This window comes from Streptomyces sp. NPDC026522, assembly GCF_055567555.1.
This window is the reverse complement of record NZ_JBVHQF010000014.1, coordinates 178,359-197,106: the sequence shown is the minus strand read 5'-3', so window position 1 is coordinate 197,106 and position 18,748 is coordinate 178,359. Positions and strand designations below refer to the sequence as shown.

Genomic DNA, 18,748 nt, shown 5'->3' with positions numbered 1-18,748 from the left:
CCATGCCGTCCGCCGCGGCCCCGCATCGGCGTCGGGCTGGGCGCCCTGCCTCCTCAGGTGATGTCGGGGGCGCCCCGGCTCAGGGTCTCGACCGTGCGCCGGGCACCCGGCCCGAGCAGCGCGGCCGCCTCCGCCGTCGCCTCCCCGAGCCAGCGGGCGGTCACCGCGCCGAAGGCCGGGTCGGCCCGCGACAGCTCCACCGTCCGCTGCTCGAACACCGCCGGGCCGCCGGGGAGCCGCAGCAGTTGCCGGCCGGTGCGCCTGAGCAGTTCCCGGGTGCGTTGCTGCGGCCTTCCGGCGGCTCCGGCGGCGACGGCGCCGAGGAACGCGTCGAGCACCGCCGGGTCGGTCTCCTCGCGCAGCAGTACGTCGGCCAGCTCGCCCCGCAGCGGGTACGAGGACGCTCCGCCGGGCGCGGCGAGCACCACGGCGAGCGCGGCGCGGACCGCTGCGGGCGCGGAGCGCAGCAACTCCAGCACGAGGGGGCGCAGGACGGGTTCGGCCGCCGCGCCCTGCTCCAGGCGCCGGTCCACGAACGCGGCGGCGTGCGGGGCGTCCTCGGGGTGCCGCGCCAGGTGCTCCCGTACGAGGTCCCCCGCGCGCCGGGCCAGCCCCGGCGTGGTGAGCGCGGCCAGGGCGCGGACCACCTCCCCGTCGGCCCGGGCGCGCAGCGCGTCGAACACCGCGTCCGGCTCCGGCAGCACCGGCAGGGCCGCCACCAGCACCTCGGCGGGCAGCCGGGCGCCGCATGCGGGGTCCCGGAAGCAGGCCAGCGCCTCGGGCAGGTACCGGGCCCGCACCTGGGGGTCCCGGAGCAGCATCGCCAGGGCCCCGCCGTGCAGGGCGACGTCGGCGGGGCGGGCGAGCAGCGCCTGCGCGGCGTGGCGCAGCAGTTCCCGATCGGCGGGGGTGCGTACGTGCGGGGCGGTGGCCCGGCCGTAGGCGGCGGCCGCGACCCGGCGCCCGGGCCGCTCGTCGTGGGCCCAGCGGTGGACGGCCCGGCACAGGGCGGAGGGTTCGTCTTCGGCGAGTACGGCGAGCAGTTCGTCGGCGCGCGGGTGCGCGGCGGAGACGAGGGCCTCGGTGAGGTCGTCCGGGGCGAGGCCGCGGTGGGTGTGCAGCAGGGCCTGGGCGGCGGTGGCGACGGTCGCGCCGGGGCGGCCCCGCAGGCGGCGTTCGTCGCCGAACCAGGCGCAGAGCAGGGGCTGGACGTACCGCGGGTCCCGGGCGAGGCGGCGCCCGGCGGCTTCGAGGTAGCGGTGGTCCGAGGGCAGCAGCCGGCGCAGCAGGTCCAGCCGGTCGGACTCGGGGAGCCGGAGCCGGTTCCAGAACCGGCCGCCGAAGTCGCCGGGGTCCGGTAGGCCGCACCCCCGGCCGGCCAGGTGCTCCGCGAGGGCGTGCAGGACCGGCAGGTGCGGCGTGGCGTCGGGGGCCCGCAGCAGGGCTTCCCGCAGCAGCGCGGCGGCCCACCACGCCCGGTCCGCCTCCGGGGTCCCCTCGGGGGCCGGTGTCCGGGCGAACGCGTCCAGGGCCACCACCAGGGCGGTCAGCACCTTGCGCGCCCGGTCGGGCGGGAGCCGCCGCAGCGCCTCCAGGACGGGGCCGATCCGGTGGCGGGGCACGGGCGGGCCGGTGCCGGCCGGCCCGCGGAACACCAGGGCGTCCAGCGCGGTCGGCACGTCGAGGTGACCGGCCTGGAGCCAGTCGGCCAGCTCCTCGTGGGCGAAGCGGTAGCCGGGTCCGGCGGGCACCAGCAGCCCCTCGCTCAGCGCGGCCGACGCCCAGCCGGTGCGCCAGGGGAACAGCTCCTCGAAGGCGGCCCGGTCCAGCCGGCCCTGACCCGGCCCCAGGCACCGCCGGGCGGCCTCGTGCACCCGCCCGGCCACCCGTGCGGCCAGCCGGCGCACCCCCGGGCCGTGCACCCCGGCGCCCTGCGCGTGGGCGGCGCAGGCGGCGATCCGCACGGCCACCCGCAGGGCGAGCAGGTCCAGGTGGGCGGCGAACACCTCGTCCCGGCCCGGGCGGCCCCCGGTGACCCCGGCGGCCCGTACGCCGGCCAGCAGGCGCAGGGTGAGCGGGTGCCGGGCATCGGCCTCCCGGACGGCGTCGTCGGGCAGCCCGAGACGGGCCCGCAGGGCGGCCGCCTCGGCCGGGGTCAGGTCGCCGACGGGCAACGCGGGCGGCAGCCGCCGGGCGGGCCGCGCGGGGCGGTGCAGTACCTCGGGCGGGTAGAGGGCGCCGGCCCGCTCCCAGTACTCGGGCCGGGCGGCGACGACCAGCCGGGCCCCGGTCCCGCCGAGCCAGCGGCCGGTGGCTTCGGTCCACGGCCCGAGGTGCCGGGCGAGCCCCGGCGGCATCTCCTCGGGGGTGTCGAGCACCACCAGCAGCGGCCGCCCGGCCCGGGCGGCCAGCCGCGCCACACCCACGCCGGTGCCGCCGCCGGGCGGCTCCGCATCCGGTCCGGACGGGCCCGCGGGGCAGTCGGCCCCGCCCACCGCGTCCCGGTTGCCGGAAGCCTCCGGCGGAGCCGCCGCGGGCGGTTCGCCGGCCACCAGGATCCGCCCGGCGGCGGCCAGCGCCCGCGCCACCGCGTCGGCCAGCGAGCCGTCCCCGTCCCGGAGCTCCGCCCCGCGCAGCCACAGCGTCGGCGCCGGGTGCTCCCCGCGCGCCCGGGCGGCGGCCAGGACGGCGAGCGCGGTGGTGCGGCCGGAACCGGGGTCGCCGACCACCCCGAGGACGAGCCGGTCCCCGGCGGTGAAGGCGTCGAGCTCGGCGGCGATGCGGGGCCGCGGAACGGGATCCGGCCCGTCCGGCTCCGGCCCGAGCACCGGCCCGAGCGTGGTCCCGGTGAGTTCCAGGACGCCCGCGAGGTTCAGTTCCGGCCCGTACCCGGGCACGGTGGCGGCGTTGCGCTCCAGCAGCGCGTACAGCGGGCCCCCGGGGTCGGCCGCGGCCGCGGCGCGCAGCGGCACGGCGAAGGCCCCCGAGCGGTGCTCCGCCCGCAGCGCGGTGCCCAGGACCGCGAGCACCGCTCCGGTCGCGGCGTCCAGGACCGGCGCCCCGCAGGCCTCCCCGCCGCCGAGCAGGGCGTCCCGTCCGTCCGTGCCGATGGCCAGCTCGATCGCGGCGGGCAGTACCTCGCACCGCTCCCCCGGCAGCTGAGCGACCTCCGCTCCGGCCGCGAGCACCCGCGCCTGGCGCCAGCCCCGCGCGGGCAGCCGGACGTACGTACCGGGCTCGACCACCTCGCGGCGGGCCACCGGCAGCGGCGCCGCCCCGAGCCCGTCGGTGCGTACGAGGGCCAGCGCGAGCCCCGGCAGGGCGGTGACATCGGCGGCTCCGGCGACCCAGCTGCGCTCCCCGGGCCCGTACAGGACCAGCCGGTCCGCTCCGACGACGGCCTCGTGGCCGGTGATCACCGTCCCGCGGTCGTCGGCGACGAAGCCGCTGCCGCGCACCCGCCCGGCGAGATCGCAGATCCTGACGAGCTCCGCCATTGCCGCACCACTCCCCGCCGCTCCGTGCTCATGACGGTAGGCAGGTGAAGATCAGCGGGAAAAGCACACGAGGCGAAAGCGCCCCCTTGTGCTCCCTCCATTCACTCCGAGCGCCTGCTCGGACGGGTGAATAGCGGGCCTCGGGTGGATAAACACCTACCCGAGGGGGGTCGTGGAGCGGTGAGCAGCGGTCCATGTGCGCTCACCGCTCCACGTCAAAGCAACACGCACGGAGGCGATCGGCCCGGTCAGAGCCCGGTCAGAGCCCGGTCAGACGAAGACCGCGAGCGACTTCGCCTTGCCGCCCTTGTTCTCGACCAGCCCGAGCAGCTGCTCCTGGGGGCCGAAGACCGCGACCGTGCGGCCTTCGCCGTACTCGTCCGGCATCTCGATCCGCACGCCGTTGGCGAGCAGCGCGGCCCGCCGGGCGTCAAGGTCCCAGCGCGGGAACGCCGCCGCGGCCGCCTCGCCGATCGGCATGACGGTCAGCTCCTCCTGGAGCTGGTCGAGCGTCCGCGCCCGGTCCAGCTTGTACGGGCCCACCCGGGTGCGCCGCAGCGCGGTCAGGTGGCCGCCGACGCCGAGGTCGGCGCCCAGGTCACGGGCGAGGGCGCGGATGTACGTACCGCTGGAGCAGACGACGGAGACGACGAGGTCGATGACCTTGGTGCCGTCCTCGGCCTCGGCGTCGCGCATGTCGTAGACCTGGAACGACGAGATCGTCACCGGCCGGGCCGGGATCTCGAAGTCCTCGCCGTCCCGCGCGCGCTTGTAGGAGCGCACGCCCTTGATCTTGATGGCGCTGACCTTGGACGGCACCTGCATGATCTCGCCGGACAGCTTGGCGATGGCCGAGTCCACGGCCTCACGGGTCACCCGGGAGGCGTCCGTGGAGGAGGTGATCTCGCCCTCGGCGTCGTCCGTGAGGGTGTTCTGCCCGAGCCGGATGGTCCCGAGGTACTCCTTCTCGGTCAGCGCGAGGTGACCGAGGAGCTTGGTCGCCCGCTCGACGCCCAGCACGAGTACGCCCGTCGCCATCGGGTCCAGCGTGCCCGCGTGGCCGACGCGGCGGGTCCTGGCGATCCCGCGCATCTTGGCGACCACGTCGTGCGAGGTGAATCCGGACGGCTTGTCGACGATCACGAGACCTCCCCCGGCGATGGCCGGGGAAGGGCCCACAGGCGTCTTCCCTGCGTTGGTGCTCATTCCGCGGCTGCGTCCTCGTCGTCCTCGCCCGGCTTCTTGTACGGGTCGGCGTCACCGGCGTAGGTGGCGCCGGAGGAGGCCTCGCGCACCTCGGCGTCGGAGGCGCGCACCTTGTCGAGGAGGTCCTCGATGGTCTTGGCGTTCTCCGGGAGGGCGTCCGCGACGAAGGTCAGGGTGGGCGTGAACTTGGTCCCCGCCGCCCGGCCGACCGCGGAGCGCAGTACGCCCTTGGCGCTCTCCAGGCCCGCTGCCGCGCTGGCCCGGTCCTCGTCGTCGCCGTAGACCGTGTAGAAGACCGTGGCCTCCCGCAGGTCGCCGGTGACGCGGGTGTCCGTGATGGTCACGTGCGTACCCAGGCGCGGGTCCTTGACACCACGCTGCAGCTTCTCGGCCACCACCTCCCGGATGAGGTCCGCCAGCTTCTTCGCCCGCGCATTGTCGGCCACTGGTCCGTCTCCTTCTTTTCTTACAGCAATCAGTCTTCATCACCGTGCAGCCGCCGTCTCGCCGACAGCAGCTCCACTTCCGGACGCGCCGCGACCAGCCGCTCACAGCGGTCCAGTACGTCCGACACGAACCCCGCGTCCCCGCTCACCAGGGCGACCCCGATCCGGGCCCTGCGGTGCAGGTCCTGGTCGCCCACTTCGGCCGCGCTCACGGAGAACTTGCGCTGGAGCTCGGCGACGATGGGCCGGACGACGGAGCGTTTCTCCTTCAACGAGTGGACGTCGCCGAGGAGCAGATCGAAGGACAGAGTCCCCACGTACATGCAGTTCCGGATATCCCGCCGGTGCGGGTTCGGTGGCCTGCCGGGGCCGTCGCCCGGCCGGGTCCTCTGAACCGTACACGCAACGGCCGGGGCCGATCGACGGATATTCCGCCGACCGGCCCCGGTGCTTGCTCGTACGGCCAACGGCCGTACGAGCCCTACGACACGGTGCGAACCGCCGCGCGCTTACGCGCGGGGCTTCTCGCGCATCTCGTACGTCGCGATGACGTCGTCGATCTTGATGTCGTTGAAGGAGCCGAGGTTGATACCGCCCTCGAAGCCTTCGCGGATCTCGGTGACGTCGTCCTTGAAGCGGCGCAGACCGGAGATGGTGAGGTTCTCGGCGATGACCTTGCCATCGCGCAGGAGCCGCGCCTTGGTGTTGCGCTTGACCTCGCCGGAGCGGATGAGGACACCCGCGATGTTGCCCAGCTTGGACGAGCGGAAGATCTCGCGGACCTCCGCCGTACCGAGCTCGACCTCTTCGTACTCCGGCTTGAGCAGACCCTTGAGAGCCGCCTCGATCTCCTCGATGGCCTGGTAGATCACCGAGTAGTAGCGGACGTCGACACCCTCGCGGTCCGCCATCTGCGCGGCACGGCCGGCCGCACGGACGTTGTAACCGATGACGATGGCGTCGGAGCCCATCGCCAGGGCGATGTCGGACTCGGTGACCGCACCCACACCGCGGTGCAGGACCCGGATGTCGACCTCTTCACCGACGTCGAGCTGGAGCAGCGAGGACTCGAGAGCCTCGACCGCACCGGACGCGTCGCCCTTGATGATGAGGTTGAGTTCCTGGACCAGACCGGCCTTGAGCACGGAGTCGAGGTCCTCGAGGGACACGCGACGGACGCGCTTGGCGAAGTTGGCGTTGCGCTCTCGCGCAGCACGCTTCTCGGCGATCTGACGGGCCGTACGGTCCTCGTCGACGACGAGGAAGTTGTCGCCGGCGCCGGGGACGTTGGTGAGACCCAGGACCAGGACGGGGGTCGAGGGACCCGCTTCCTCGACGTTGTTGCCCTTGTCGTCGAGCATGGCGCGCACTCGGCCGTAGGCGTCGCCCACGACCATCGTGTCGCCGACGCGGAGGGTACCGCGCTGGACGAGGACGGTGGCGACGGCACCGCGGCCGCGGTCGAGGTGGGACTCGATCGCAATACCCTGAGCGTCCTGCTCCGGGTTGGCGCGCAGGTCGAGCGAGGCGTCGGCGGTGAGGACGACGGCCTCCAGCAGGGAGTCGATGTGCAGACCCTGCTTGGCGGAGATGTCGACGAACATCGTGTCGCCGCCGTACTCCTCGGCGACCAGACCGAACTCGGTGAGCTGACCGCGCACCTTGACCGGGTCGGCACCCTCGACGTCGATCTTGTTGACCGCGACGACGATCGGGACGCCGGCGGCCTTGGCGTGGTTGAGCGCCTCGATCGTCTGCGGCATGACGCCGTCGTTGGCCGCGACCACGAGGATCGCGATGTCGGTCGACTTGGCACCACGGGCACGCATGGCGGTGAACGCCTCGTGACCCGGGGTGTCGATGAAGGTGATCTTGCGCTCTTCACCGTTGACCTCGGTACCGACCTGGTAGGCACCGATGTGCTGGGTGATGCCGCCGGCCTCGCCCGCGACGACGTTCGTCTTGCGGATGGCGTCGAGCAGTCGGGTCTTACCGTGGTCGACGTGACCCATGACGGTGACGACCGGGGGACGCGGCATGAGGAATTCCTCGCCGCCCTCGTCCTCGCCGAACTCGATGTCGAAGCCTTCGAGGAGCTCGCGGTCCTCTTCCTCCGGGCTGACGATCTGAACCTGGTAGTTCATCTCGCCGGCCAGCATTTCGAGCGTCTCGTCGGAGACGGACTGCGTCGCGGTGACCATCTCGCCGAGGTTCATCATCACGGCGACGAGCGACGCCGGGTTGGCGTTGATCTTCTCCGCGAAGTCGGTGAGGGACGCACCGCGCGACAGGCGAACGGTCTCACCGTTGCCGCGGGGCAGCATCACGCCGCCGACGGACGGGGCCTGCATGGCCTCGTACTCCTGGCGCCTCTGACGCTTGGACTTGCGGCCACGACGGGCCGGACCGCCGGGACGGCCGAAGGCACCCTGCGTGCCACCACGGGCACCGGGACCACCGGGACGCCCGCCGAAGCCGGGACGACCGCCGCCACCGGCACCGGCCGGACCGCCGCCGAAGCCGCCGCCACCGGGACGCGGGCCGCCGAAGCCGCCGCCGCCCGCGGGACGCGAGCCGGGACCGGCCGGACGGCCGGCGAAGCCGCCGCCACCGGGACGGCCTGCGCCGCCACCGGGACGCGGGCCACCCGCACCGGGACCACGGCCGCCGGGGCCGCCGCCGGGACGCGGACCGGGACCACCGGCAGCGGGACGCTGCGGCATCATGCCCGGGTTCGGACGGTTACCGCCGGGAGCACCACCCGGACGCGGGGCGCCGCCCTGCGGACGGGGCATGCCACCGGGGGTGGGACGGGCGCCGCCGGGACCCTGGGGGCGCGGAGCGCCGGCCGGGCCGCCCTGCGGACGCGGGGCACCCTGGCCGCCGCCGGCGCCGGGGGCACCGGGACGGGGAGCGCCGGCCGGACGGGGCGCCTGCGGGCGCGCCATGCCGGTGGAGCCACCAGAGGTGAAGGGGTTGTTGCCCGGACGGGGACCGGCCGGACGGGCGCCCTGCGGACGCGGGGCACCGGTGCCGCCGGCGGGGCGCTGGCCCTGGCCACCGGGAGCGGTGCCGGCCGGACGCGGGGCGCCGGGACGGGCGCCGCCCTGGGGGGCCTGGCCACCCTGGGCCGCCGGACGCTGCTGCGCCGGACGGGGACCGGGGGCGCCGGGACCGGCGGGACGGTCGGTACGCGCCGGGGCAGCGGCCGGAGCCGGTGCGGGCGCGGAGAACTCGGTCGCCACGGGCGCCGCCGGAGCGGGCTTCGGGGCGGCCGGAGCCTTGGGACCGGGACGCGGGCCGGGGGCGGCCGGAGTCACGGGCGCACCCGCCGCGGGGGCCTCGGCGGCGGCGGGCTTGGGAGCCACCGGCGCGCCGGGCTTGGGGGCGGCGGGACGTGCCGCGGCGGCCGGGGACGGCGCTGCGGGCGTAGGGGAACCCGCGCGGCCTGCCGCTGCGGGGGAAGGCGCGGCCTTGCGGGGCGCGCCGGGCTTCGCAGCGGACTTGCCGGCGTTGCCGCCGGGCCCCTGCAGTGCGTCGGTCAACTTGCGTACAACCGGCGCCTCGATCGTCGAGGACGCCGAACGGACGAACTCACCGAGTTCCTGGAGCTTGGCCATGACGACCTTGCTCTCAACTCCGAACTCCTTGGCGAGTTCGTATACCCGGACCTTAGCCACTTCGCTCCTTTTAGGTCCGGGTTACGCCGGACCGTCGCTACTTCATGGGCGTACTCATCGCGTACTCATCGAGTGCTCATCGCAATCTCGACCTACTTCCAACTCGCGAGGTACCTGACCGCACGGGGTATCCGTGCCGTACTACTTCTTACGGTGTCGCCCCGGCCTCACCGGCCAGGGCTTTGCGCAGTTCCGTCGTGTCGAGCGCTCCGGCGGACCTGAGGGCCCGGGGAAACGCTCGGCGGCGGACCGCCTGGTCGAGACAGACCACGGCGGGGTGCAGGTAGGCACCCCGGCCGGGCAGCGTACCGCGTGGATCGGGGACGCATTCGTCCCCGCTCGCCACGATGCGCAGCAGATCGCTCTTGGCCGCTCGCTCCCGGCACCCCACACAGGTGCGTTCGGGGCATGCGCGGGCTTGCGTCCGGCCAGACACGCCTAAGTCTACCTCCCCGTACCGACCTCACCCCTTCAGGCGAAAAATCGAACGGACGTTGTCGTGATCCATTCGGGACCTTCCGGGCGGACCCGGGTGCTCCCGTGTGCCGGGACCCCGGTCCGGCCGGGGTCCCTGTCTACCGGCCGGTGAGCACCGGCCGGTAATGGTTTTATTCCCCGCGCCGGTCGGCGTGCTCACCGTCACGGGCGTGCCGGTCCGCGTGCCGGTCCGCGTCCCGGTCCGAGGGCTCCTCGGTGTCGGGGCGGATGTCGATGCGCCAGCCGGTGAGCCGCGCGGCGAGGCGGGCGTTCTGGCCCTCCTTGCCGATGGCCAGCGACAGCTGGTAATCGGGCACGGTCACCCGTGCGGAGCGGGAGTCCCAGTCGACGACGTCGACCTTGCTCACCCGGGCGGGTGACAGGGCGTTCGCGACCATCTCGGCCGGGTCGTCGGACCAGTCCACGATGTCGATCTTCTCGCCGTGCAGCTCCGCCATCACGTTGCGCACGCGGCTGCCCATCGGGCCGATGCAGGCGCCCTTGGGGTTCAGGCCCGAGCGGGTGGAGCGAACGGCGATCTTGGTGCGGTGGCCGGCCTCGCGGGCGATCGCCGAGATCTCGACGCTGCCGTCGGCGATCTCCGGGACCTCCAGCGCGAACAGCTTCTTCACCAGGTTGGGGTGGGTGCGCGACAGGGTCACCGACGGACCGCGGACGCCCTTCGCCACCCGGACGACGTACGCCTTGAGGCGCAGGCCGTGCGTGTACTCCTCGCCGGGGACCTGCTCCTGCACCGGCAGGATTGCTTCCAGCTTGCCGATGTCGACGAGGACGTTCTTCGGGTCCTTGCCCTGCTGCACCACACCGGTGATGACGTCACCCTCGCGGCCGGCGAACTCGCCGAACGTCAGGTCGTCCTCGGCGTCGCGCAGACGCTGCAGGATCACCTGCTTGGCGGTCGTCGCCGCGATCCGGCCGAAGTCCGACGGGGTGTCGTCGAACTCCTTGGGCTCCTGCCCCTCTTCGAGGTCCCTCGGGTCTTCCGTCGCCCACACGACCACGTGACCGTTGCTGCGGTCGAGCACGACGCGGGCACGGCGGTAGCTGCCCTCGGTGCGGTGGTACGCGATGAGGAGGGCCGACTCGATCGCCTCGACGAGCAGGTCGAAGGAGATCTCCTTCTCCCGGACCAGACCCCGCAGGGCACTCATGTCGATGTCCACGGCTACGCCTCCTCTTCCTTCTTGTCCTTGCGGTTGAACTCGATCTCGACACGCGCCTTGGCGATGTCGGTGAATGCGATGCGGCGGGCGGTCGCCTTGCGGCCCTTCACGCCCGGAACTTCGAGGTCCATGCCCTCGTCGTCGACGCCGAGGATGCGGGCGACCAGTTCCCCGCCCTCCGCGAGCTGGAACTTCACGAGACGTCCGGTCGCCCGGACGTAGTGACGGTGCTCGGTCAACGGGCGGTCGGCGCCCGGAGAGCTCACTTCGAGGACGTACTCGTCCTCGCCCATCACGTCGGACTCGTCGAGCAGATCGGAGACCTCACGGCTCAGCTCGGCGCACGCGTCCAGCTCCACGCCCTCGTCGGAATCCACGATGACCCGCAGCATCCGTCGCTTGCCCGCCTTCGACAGCTCGATCTCCTCGAGGTCCAGGCCCTTGGCGGCGACGAGCGGCTCCAGCAGTCCGCGCAGCCTGTCGCTCTGGGTCGTGCTCATCCGGGTGACTCCTCGGCCGCGTGTGCTGTTGTGGTTTTCCGTCGCGTGTCAGGTCAAAGGGTATCCGGTCGCGGAGGGTGTTGCCGTCCGCGCGCCCGGCGGGGGCCCCGGGTACGGTGATCACACCCTGCCCCGCCAGCACCTCCGGAGGACGTCGCCGTGCCCTGGACCATGCCTTCGATGCCCGCCGCCGCCCAAGCGCCCTCACGTCGGAGCGTGCTCGCCGGAGCCGCCGGCGCGGCCGGGGCCGCGCTGCTCACCGGCTGCACCGGCGGCGGCGGAGCCTCCGCAGAGGACAGCGGGATTCCACTCGAACGGCGGATGCGGGAGAACGCCGTACGTGACACCGAGCGGCTGCTGGAACGTTACGACGCCACCACCGCCGCCCATCCGGACCTGGCCGGGCGGCTCGCGCCGCTGCGCGCGGCCGTCGCGGCGCACGGCGCGGCGCTGGCCGTGCCCGGCTCCGGTCACCCGGCCGGGGCAGCCGCCCCCGCCGCCTCCGCATCCGGATCCGCCCCCTCCGCCGGAACCCCGGCGCCGCGCTCCGCGCCCGTACCGGCGACCCCGGCCGAGGCGCTGACCGAGCTCGCGGACACCGAGCGGAGCCTGGCCGAGGCCCGGACCATCGCGCTGGCCGGCGCGCCCGGGGAACTGGCCCGGCTGCTGGCCTCGGTGGCGGCCTGCGGGGCCGTCCACGCGTACCTGCTCACGTCGACCCCCGGAGCCGCCTCGTGAAGTCCTCCCCCTCCCCCGCGAGCCCGCCGCTGGAAGCCGCCCAGGCGGCGCTGGCCGCCGAGCACGCCGCCGCGTACGGATACGGGGTGATCGGCGCGCGCACGGCGTCGGGGCGCGCGGCGGAGGCCCGCGAGGCGTACGGGAGCCACCTCGCGCGCCGCGATTCCCTGGCCCGTACGGTCCGCGAGATGGGCGGGGCGCCGCGGGCCGCGGAGGCGGCGTACGCGCTGCCGTACGAGGTGCGCGGCCCGGCCGACGCCGAGCGGCTGGCCGCCGAGATCGAGGAGCGCGTCGCGGGCGCGTACTCCGATCTGGTGCGGGCCGCGGCCGGCCCGCTGCGCCGGGAGGCGGCCGACGCGCTGAGCGCCGCCGCCGTGCGGGCGGCGCGCTGGCGCGGCGGCGGCGTAGCCTTCCCTGGGCTCGCCGAACGCACGGATCGCGCCCAGACCAGCTGAAAGGGACTACGCACGCATGGCTTTCGAACCGCCGCAGCGGCTTGTACGGGCGCTCGGCGAGACGCCGGATCCAGCGCGGGACGCGGACTGGCTGGACCGGCTGCCCCGGCTCGCCGACGAGGCGATGGCCCGGCGTGCGGTGGTGGCGCAGCGGGTGCAGGCGCCCGGCGGGCGCAGCAGCCTCGTCGTCCTCGTGCGCTACTCCGACGGGACTCCGGCCGCGCTGAAGCTCGCCCCGCCGACGGCTCGGCCGGACCTCGAACTCGCGGCGCTCGCGCACTGGGGCGGCTTCGGGGCGGTACGGGTCCTCGACTCGCGCCACCACGAGGACGACGGCGGGCTGCTCCTGGAGCGGCTGCACCCGGAGGTGTCGCTGCACTCGCTCCCGGAGGCGAAGGCCCTGCTGGAGGCGTGCGGCACGCTGCGCCGGCTGTGGGTGGCGCCGGGCGCCGGCCACAGCTGGGAGACGGTGGCGCAGCGCACCGCCCGGCAGGCCGAGGCGCTGCGCAAGGCCCCGCCCGAGGCGGAGGCGCTGGCGGCGACGGCCCTGGGGATCCAGGAGGAGCTGACGGCCGCCCCGGCCGAGGAACTGCTGCTGCACGGGAACTTCCGGCAGGGCAAGGTGCTGGCGGGCGAGCGGGCGCCGTGGCTGACGGTGGGTCCGGATCCGCTGGTCGGCGAGCGGGCGTACGACCTGGCCCGGCTGGTCCGGGACCGGCTGGAGGACCAGGTCGCCTCCTCGGCTGGGGCCTCGGGCGCCCGGCGGCGGGTGAACAAGCTGGCGGACGCGCTGGACGTGGACCGGGACCGGCTGCGGGGCTGGACGGTGTTCCGCGCGGTCGAGTCGGGGGCCCGGGCGCTGGTGGCCGGACGGCGGCGCGATGCCGAGTCGTTGCTGGAATTCGCCTCCTGGCTGTAGGGCATACCGTAGATATCAGGACGTGTCCAGCAGGAGGCCGCCATGGTCCAGGAACTGCTGACAGCGGTCATCGCGGCGGGCTTGGGTGCCGCGGCGGCCACGGGTGTCGCCGCACGGGTGGTGAGGCAGTACGAGCGGGGCGTGGTCTTCCGCTTCGGCCGGCTGCGGGCAGGAATCCGCGGCCCTGGCTTCACCATGGTCATCCCGGGCGTGGACCGGCTGCGCAAGGTGAACATGCAGATCGTGACGATGCCGGTGCCCGCGCAGGAGGGCATCACGCGGGACAACGTCACGGTGCGGGTGGACGCGGTCGTCTACTTCAAGGTCGTGGACGCGGCCAGCGCGATCATCGAGGTCGAGGACTACCGCTTCGCGGTCTCGCAGATGGCGCAGACGTCGCTGCGGTCGATCATCGGCAAGTCGGACCTGGACGATCTGCTGTCGAACCGGGAGCAGCTCAACCAGGGCCTGGAGCTGATGATCGACAGTCCGGCGGTCGGGTGGGGCGTGCAGATCGACCGGGTGGAGATCAAGGACGTCTCCCTGCCCGAGACGATGAAGCGGTCGATGGCGCGCCAGGCGGAGGCGGACCGCGAGCGCCGGGCCCGGGTCATCAACGCGGACGCGGAGCTCCAGGCGTCGAAGAAGCTGGCCGAGGCGGCGGCGGTGATGTCGGAACAGCCGGCGGCGCTCCAGCTGCGGCTGCTCCAGACGGTGGTGGCGGTGGCGGCGGAGAAGAACTCCACCCTCGTGCTTCCCTTCCCGGTGGAGCTGCTGCGCTTCCTCGAACGCGCCGCCCCGACCCCCTCGGACGCGCATGGTCCGCCGGCCGCGGCCCCGCCGTCCGCGCGCCCGCACGAGCCGGCCGTGGAAGGCGCGCAGCCGCCGCAGGCGCCGGCGGCCGGGCCCGCGGTCGACCGGGTGAACGGCTCGCCGGACCATGACCCCGACCCGGACCCGGTCCTGCCCCCGGGCCACCCCGTGCCCCCGCCGTCGGCGCCCGGCGAACCGGACGCCTGACGGCCGGGGTCCCGGCCTACGCGAGGCGGGCCAGGGCCTGCGCGAGGGGGAGTTCCTCGCGGGTGCCGGCGGCGCGGTCCTGGAGTTCGACCACCCCGTCGGCGGAGCGGCGGCCCGCCACCAGGATCCAGGGCACGCCGATCAGCTCCGCGTCCGTGAGCTTGACGCCGGGCGACAGGCCGGGCCGGTCGTCCAGCAGGACCCGGCGGCCGGCCTCCGCCAGGGCGGTGGCCGCCGATTCGGCAAGCGCCAGGGGCACGGCCTTGCCGGCCGCCACCACGTGGACGTCGGCGGGGGCGACCGAAGCCGGCCAGCACAGGCCCCGCTCGTCGGCGGTCTGCTCGGCCAGCGCGGCGACCACGCGGGAGACGCCGATCCCGTAGGAGCCCATGGTGACCCGGACCGGCTTGCCCTCGCGGCCGAGCACGTCGAGCCCGAAGGCGTCGGCGTACTTGCGGCCCAGCTGGAAGATGTGCCCGATCTCGATCGCCCGGTCCAGCGCGAGTCCGCTGCCGCAGGCGGGGCAGGGGTCACCCGGCTCGACCACCACGACGTCCAGGTACCGGTCGACCTCGAAGTCACGGCCGCACACCACGTTGCGGGCGTGCGTGTCGGGCTTGTTGGCGCCCGTCACCCAGGAAGTCCCGGGCGCGACCCGGGGGTCGGCCAGGTAGCGCACCTTCCCCAGCCCCTGCGGTCCCACGTAGCCACGTACCAGGTCGGGCCGGTCGGCGAAGTCCTCCGCCGTCACCAACTCCACGACGGCGGGGGCGAGGTGCTCGCCGAGCTTGCCCAGGTCCACCTCCCGGTCGCCGGGCACGCCGACGGCGACGATTTCGCCGTCCACCTTGACGAGGAGGTTCTTGAGCGTGGCCGAGGCGGGCACGCCGAGGTGCGCCGCCAGCGTCTCGATGGTCGGGGTGTCGGGGGTGGGGATCTCCTCCAGCGGACCGTGTTCGGCCGGCACGGGCGTCAGGGGGAAGGTGACCGCCTCGGTGTTGGCCGCGTAGTCGCAGGACGGGCAGTCCGCGAAGGTGTCCTCACCCGCCCGCGCCGGTGCCAGGAACTCCTCGGACGCGGAGCCGCCCATCGCGCCGGAGACGGCGGAGACGATCCGGTGGTCCAGGCCGAGCCGCTCGAAGATCCGCTGGTAGGCGGCGCGGTGGAGGGCGTACGAGTGCGCGAGCCCCTCGTCGCTGACGTCGAAGGAGTACGAGTCCTTCATCTGGAACTCGCGGCCCCGCAGCACGCCGGAGCGCGGCCGGGCCTCGTCGCGGTACTTGGTCTGGATCTGGTACAGCATGACCGGCAGGTCCTTGTAGGACGTGCACTGGTCCTTCACGAGCAGGGTGAAGATCTCTTCGTGGGTGGGGCCGAGCAGGTAGTCCGCGCCCTTGCGGTCCTTGAGCCGGAAGAGCAGGTCCCCGTACTCCGACCAGCGGCCGCTGACCTCGTACGGCTCCCTCGGCAGCAGCGCCGGCAGCAGCACCTCCTGCGCCCCGATCGCGTCCATCTCCTCGCGCACGATGCGGGAGACGTTCTCCAGGACCCGCTTGCCGAGCGGCAGCCAGGTCCACACCCCGGCGGAGCTGCGCCGGACGTAGCCCGCGCGGACGAGGAGGCGGTGGCTGAGGGTCTCGGCGTCGGCCGGGTCCTCGCGGAGGGTCTTGGCCAGGAGCCGGGACATGCGCTGCACGTGTTGCGTTGACATGCGGGGAGCCTACCGAGGCCCCCGCGGATGGCTCATCGAATTCCGGGCCTGCGCAGCGGGAGCGGGGCGCCCATCACGGCGTACGGCAGGCTCGCGCTCGGGAAGTACACGCGGCGGGCCAGGTCGGTGTAGCCGAGCGCGCGGTACAGGGCGCGGGCCGGGCTGTCGGTGTCGATGGCGGACAGGATGGAGCGCGGTTCGGCGGCGGAATCGGTGATCCGGGTGATCAGCTCCCGGCCGACGCCGTGGCCCTGGAACCCGGGGTGGACGTGCAGTTCGGTGATGACGAAGGAGCCGTCGAGCCAGCCCTCGTGGCCTCCGGTGCGCAGGTAGGGCTCGACGACGGTGGACCACCAGTGGTCGCGGTCGTTCGGCATGCCGTAGACGAACCCGGCGAGCGCGCCGTCGTCGGTGTACGCGCCGAGCGCGCGGGCGCCCCGGCAGGTCATGTGGCGCTGGACGATGTAGCGCCGGATGGCGACTTCCTCGTCGCTGAGCCCGAAGGCGACGGCCTGCACGCGCAGGGCCTCGTCCACGCGGGCGGCGAGGTCGAGGGGGCCGATGCGGAGTCCGGCGGGCCGGTGGGGGCCGTCGCCTCCGGGGGTAGGCAGCATGCGGTGACCTTACTCGGCGGTAGCGGCGAGGGGTACGGGGCCGGCGCCGGGTTTCGCCGGGCCCGGAGGGTCAGAACAGCACGCTCATGAAGGCGCCGACCTCGCGGAAGCCCACGCGCCGGTAGGCCGCCCGCGCGGCGGTGTTGAAGTCGTTGACGTAGAGGCTGACCACGGGGGCCACGTCGCGCAGCGCGTACTCCACGACGGCGGCCATGCCCGCCTCGGAGTGCCCGCGCCCGCGGAACTCGGGGTCGACCCACACGCCTTGGATCTGGCAGGCGCGCGGGGTGGCGGCGCCGATCTCGGCCTTGAAGACGATCCTGCCGTTCTCGATGCGGGCGAACGAGCGTCCGGTGCCGACGAGTTCGGCGACCCGGGCCTGGTAGAGCAGGCCGCCGTCCCCGGCGAGCGGGGAGATGCCGACTTCTTCGGTGAACATGGCCACGCAGGCGGGCATGATCAGGTCCATCTCGCCCTTGCGGACCCGGCGGACCAGGGGGTCCGGCCGGACCTCGGCGGACGACTGTTCGGTGATCATCAGCGGCTGGTGGGAGCGGACGTCCCGGGCGGGTCCCCAGCTGGGCTCCAGGAGGCGCCACAGCAGCCGGGTGGCCTCGGCCGGGCCGACGATGGAGGAGCAGCGGCGGCCGGTGCGGCGGGCCCGGTCGGCGAAGGCGCGTACGGCGTCGGGGCCGGCGCAGACGGGGACGAGGTTGGCGCCCGCGTAGCAGAGGGAGCGCAGCTCGCCGTCGGAGTACCAGCCCCACATCTCGCCGCCCAGGCGCCAGGGGTCGAGACCGGCGACCTGGACCCGGGAGGTGACGAAGGCGTTCTCGACGGGCTCGCGCCCGAGGACTTCGAGCGCGGAGTCGAGATCACTGGGTTCAAGGACCCGGGTGGTGGTCTGCGTCAACACTGGGGCCTCACCATGCAAGTCTGCTGATCTCCGCACTGTACCCGGCGCCGCACCGGGATGCCCGGCCCCACAGGTCACGAAAAAGCCCCGCCCCCGCCCCCGTACTGCGGGAACGGGAGCGGGACCGGGGCCGGCCGTGGTCGGCACGGGCGAGTGGGCCGAAGGGGAGCGCCGGTGGGGGCACCTCCCGGCCAGAGGCTGGGGGAGCGAACCGCGCCCAAAAACTCTAGACGCCGATGGCGACCGTGGGTTCGCCGGAGGGGATGCCGTCCTTCTCCATCTGCGCGGCGATCTTCATGGCCTCTTCGATCAGCGTCTCCACGATCTTCGACTCGGGGACGGTCTTGATGACCTCGCCCTTGACGAAGATCTGGCCCTTGCCGTTGCCGGAGGCGACGCCGAGGTCGGCCTCGCGGGCCTCGCCCGGGCCGTTCACGACGCAGCCCATGACCGCGACGCGCAGCGGGATCTCCATGCCCTCCAGGCCCGCGGTGACCTCCTCGGCCAGCTTGTACACGTCGACCTGGGCGCGGCCGCAGGACGGGCAGGAGACGATCTCCAGCCGGCGGGGCTTGAGGTTCAGCGACTCCAGGATCTGGATGCCGACCTTGACCTCCTCGACCGGCGGCGCGGAGAGCGAGACGCGGATGGTGTCGCCGATGCCCTCGGAGAGCAGGGCGCCGAAGGCGACGGCGGACTTGATGGTGCCCTGGAAGGCCGGGCCGGCCTCGGTGACGCCGAGGTGCAGCGGGTAGTCGCAGGCGGCGGCCAGCTGGCGGTAGGCGTTGACCATGACGACCGGGTCGTTGTGCTTGACCGAGATCTTGATGTCGCTGAAGCCGTGCTCCTCGAAGAGGGAGGCCTCCCACAGCGCCGACTCGACGAGCGCCTCGGGGGTGGCCTTGCCGTACTTCTTGAGCAGCCGGGCGTCGAGCGAGCCCGCGTTGACGCCGATCCGGATCGGGGTGCGGGTCTCGTTCGCGGCGCGCGCGATCTCCTTGACCTTGTCGTCGAACTGCTTGATGTTGCCCGGGTTGACGCGGACCGCGGCGCAGCCGGCGTCGATGGCCGCGAACACGTACTTCGGCTGGAAGTGGATGTCGGCGATGACCGGGATCTGGGACTTCTTCGCGATCACGGCGAGGGCGTCGGCGTCGTCCTGCGTGGGGCAGGCCACGCGGACGATGTTGCAGCCGGAAGCGGTCAGCTCGGCGATCTGCTGGAGCGTGGCGCCGATGTCGGAGGTGCGGGTCGTGGTCATCGACTGCACCGAGATGGGTGCGTCGCCGCCGACGGCCACGGAGCCGACCTGGATCTTGCGGCTGACCCGGCGGTCGGCGAGCTTCGTCGGCACGGACGGCATTCCGAGAGAGATGGCAGTCATC

At 73.9% G+C, this 18,748-nt stretch carries 16 protein-coding genes; 4 read left to right on the top strand and 12 right to left on the bottom strand.

Features of this window, described 5'->3' with window-relative positions; all coding sequences use genetic code 11:
* Positions 1-53: 53 nt before the first annotated feature.
* From ACZ4M3_RS31165 to rimP, 8 genes are all read right to left on the bottom strand, one after another.
* Positions 54-3,497, bottom strand: a complete 3,444-nt coding sequence (locus tag ACZ4M3_RS31165) for a serine protease (protein WP_467738282.1) — start codon at positions 3,495-3,497, stop codon at positions 54-56.
* Between the two features lie 270 nt (positions 3,498-3,767).
* Positions 3,768-4,703, bottom strand: coding sequence for a tRNA pseudouridine(55) synthase TruB (gene truB / locus ACZ4M3_RS31160; RefSeq protein WP_467738280.1), 936 nt, complete (start codon positions 4,701-4,703; stop codon positions 3,768-3,770).
* Positions 4,700-5,149 carry a 30S ribosome-binding factor RbfA gene (gene rbfA, locus ACZ4M3_RS31155; RefSeq protein ID WP_136213481.1) on the bottom strand — a complete coding sequence of 150 codons (450 nt, stop codon included), beginning with the start codon at positions 5,147-5,149 and terminating at the stop codon, positions 4,700-4,702. The genes truB and rbfA overlap by 4 nt, the downstream gene beginning before the upstream one ends.
* A 29-nt stretch (positions 5,150-5,178) precedes the next feature.
* Positions 5,179-5,472 carry a DUF503 domain-containing protein gene (locus ACZ4M3_RS31150; protein WP_136213480.1) on the bottom strand — a complete coding sequence of 98 codons (294 nt, stop codon included), beginning with the start codon at positions 5,470-5,472 and terminating at the stop codon, positions 5,179-5,181.
* A gap of 186 nt (positions 5,473-5,658) precedes the next feature.
* The gene (gene infB / locus ACZ4M3_RS31145; protein ID WP_467738278.1) at positions 5,659-8,829 is read right to left on the bottom strand and encodes a translation initiation factor IF-2; all 3,171 of its coding nucleotides are present in this window, start codon (positions 8,827-8,829) and stop codon (positions 5,659-5,661) included.
* 148 nt (positions 8,830-8,977) lie between these two features.
* Positions 8,978-9,265 (bottom strand): YlxR family protein, encoded by a 288-nt coding sequence (locus tag ACZ4M3_RS31140; protein WP_467738276.1) that lies wholly within the window; start codon positions 9,263-9,265, stop codon positions 8,978-8,980.
* A gap of 172 nt (positions 9,266-9,437) precedes the next feature.
* Positions 9,438-10,490 (bottom strand): transcription termination factor NusA, encoded by a 1,053-nt coding sequence (nusA, locus tag ACZ4M3_RS31135; protein WP_467738274.1) that lies wholly within the window; start codon positions 10,488-10,490, stop codon positions 9,438-9,440.
* A 2-nt stretch (positions 10,491-10,492) separates the two neighbouring features.
* The gene (gene rimP, locus ACZ4M3_RS31130) at positions 10,493-10,990 is read right to left on the bottom strand and encodes a ribosome maturation factor RimP (RefSeq protein WP_467738272.1); all 498 of its coding nucleotides are present in this window, start codon (positions 10,988-10,990) and stop codon (positions 10,493-10,495) included.
* Positions 10,991-11,170: 180 nt separating this feature from the next.
* Between rimP and ACZ4M3_RS31125 the strand changes: the two genes are divergently transcribed.
* The 4 genes from ACZ4M3_RS31125 to ACZ4M3_RS31110 are packed head-to-tail and all read left to right on the top strand — an operon-like array spanning position 11,171 to position 14,122.
* On the top strand, positions 11,171-11,728 hold the full coding sequence (locus ACZ4M3_RS31125) for a hypothetical protein (protein WP_467738270.1): 558 nt from the start codon (positions 11,171-11,173) through the stop codon (positions 11,726-11,728).
* Positions 11,725-12,183: a DUF4439 domain-containing protein gene (locus ACZ4M3_RS31120; protein ID WP_467738268.1), complete on the top strand. Its 459-nt coding sequence runs from the start codon at positions 11,725-11,727 to the stop codon at positions 12,181-12,183. Before ACZ4M3_RS31125 ends, ACZ4M3_RS31120 begins: the two co-directional genes overlap by 4 nt.
* Before the next feature lie 16 nt (positions 12,184-12,199).
* Entirely contained in the window at positions 12,200-13,102 is a 903-nt protein-coding gene (locus ACZ4M3_RS31115) for an aminoglycoside phosphotransferase family protein (RefSeq protein WP_467738266.1), read from the top strand.
* A 42-nt stretch (positions 13,103-13,144) separates the two neighbouring features.
* On the top strand, positions 13,145-14,122 hold the full coding sequence (locus ACZ4M3_RS31110; protein ID WP_467738264.1) for a slipin family protein: 978 nt from the start codon (positions 13,145-13,147) through the stop codon (positions 14,120-14,122).
* Positions 14,123-14,138: 16 nt separating this feature from the next.
* On the opposite strand, the gene ACZ4M3_RS31105 is transcribed toward ACZ4M3_RS31110, so the two are convergent.
* From ACZ4M3_RS31105 to ispG, 4 genes are all read right to left on the bottom strand, one after another.
* On the bottom strand, positions 14,139-15,833 hold the full coding sequence (locus tag ACZ4M3_RS31105) for a proline--tRNA ligase (RefSeq protein ID WP_467738262.1): 1,695 nt from the start codon (positions 15,831-15,833) through the stop codon (positions 14,139-14,141).
* A gap of 32 nt (positions 15,834-15,865) precedes the next feature.
* Complete coding sequence (locus ACZ4M3_RS31100) at positions 15,866-16,447, bottom strand: GNAT family N-acetyltransferase (RefSeq protein ID WP_467738260.1); 582 nt, start codon at positions 16,445-16,447, stop codon at positions 15,866-15,868.
* Positions 16,448-16,517: 70 nt separating this feature from the next.
* Complete coding sequence (locus tag ACZ4M3_RS31095; RefSeq protein WP_467738258.1) at positions 16,518-17,363, bottom strand: GNAT family N-acetyltransferase; 846 nt, start codon at positions 17,361-17,363, stop codon at positions 16,518-16,520.
* 226 nt (positions 17,364-17,589) lie between these two features.
* Positions 17,590-18,747 carry a flavodoxin-dependent (E)-4-hydroxy-3-methylbut-2-enyl-diphosphate synthase gene (ispG, locus tag ACZ4M3_RS31090; protein WP_467738256.1) on the bottom strand — a complete coding sequence of 386 codons (1,158 nt, stop codon included), beginning with the start codon at positions 18,745-18,747 and terminating at the stop codon, positions 17,590-17,592.
* Position 18,748 lies beyond the last annotated feature (1 nt).

Coding starts and splice junctions, on each gene's coding strand:
- ACZ4M3_RS31100 (WP_467738260.1), bottom strand. CDS start 16,447: ATGCTGCCTACCCCCGGAGGCGACGGCCCCCACCGGCCCGCCGGACTC.
- ispG (WP_467738256.1), bottom strand. CDS start 18,747: ATGACTGCCATCTCTCTCGGAATGCCGTCCGTGCCGACGAAGCTCGCC.
- truB (WP_467738280.1), bottom strand. CDS start 4,703: ATGAGCACCAACGCAGGGAAGACGCCTGTGGGCCCTTCCCCGGCCATC.
- ACZ4M3_RS31110 (WP_467738264.1), top strand. CDS start 13,145: ATGGTCCAGGAACTGCTGACAGCGGTCATCGCGGCGGGCTTGGGTGCC.
- ACZ4M3_RS31150 (WP_136213480.1), bottom strand. CDS start 5,472: ATGTACGTGGGGACTCTGTCCTTCGATCTGCTCCTCGGCGACGTCCAC.
- ACZ4M3_RS31165 (WP_467738282.1), bottom strand. CDS start 3,497: ATGGCGGAGCTCGTCAGGATCTGCGATCTCGCCGGGCGGGTGCGCGGC.
- rimP (WP_467738272.1), bottom strand. CDS start 10,990: ATGAGCACGACCCAGAGCGACAGGCTGCGCGGACTGCTGGAGCCGCTC.
- ACZ4M3_RS31105 (WP_467738262.1), bottom strand. CDS start 15,833: ATGTCAACGCAACACGTGCAGCGCATGTCCCGGCTCCTGGCCAAGACC.
- ACZ4M3_RS31115 (WP_467738266.1), top strand. CDS start 12,200: ATGGCTTTCGAACCGCCGCAGCGGCTTGTACGGGCGCTCGGCGAGACG.
- ACZ4M3_RS31125 (WP_467738270.1), top strand. CDS start 11,171: ATGCCCGCCGCCGCCCAAGCGCCCTCACGTCGGAGCGTGCTCGCCGGA.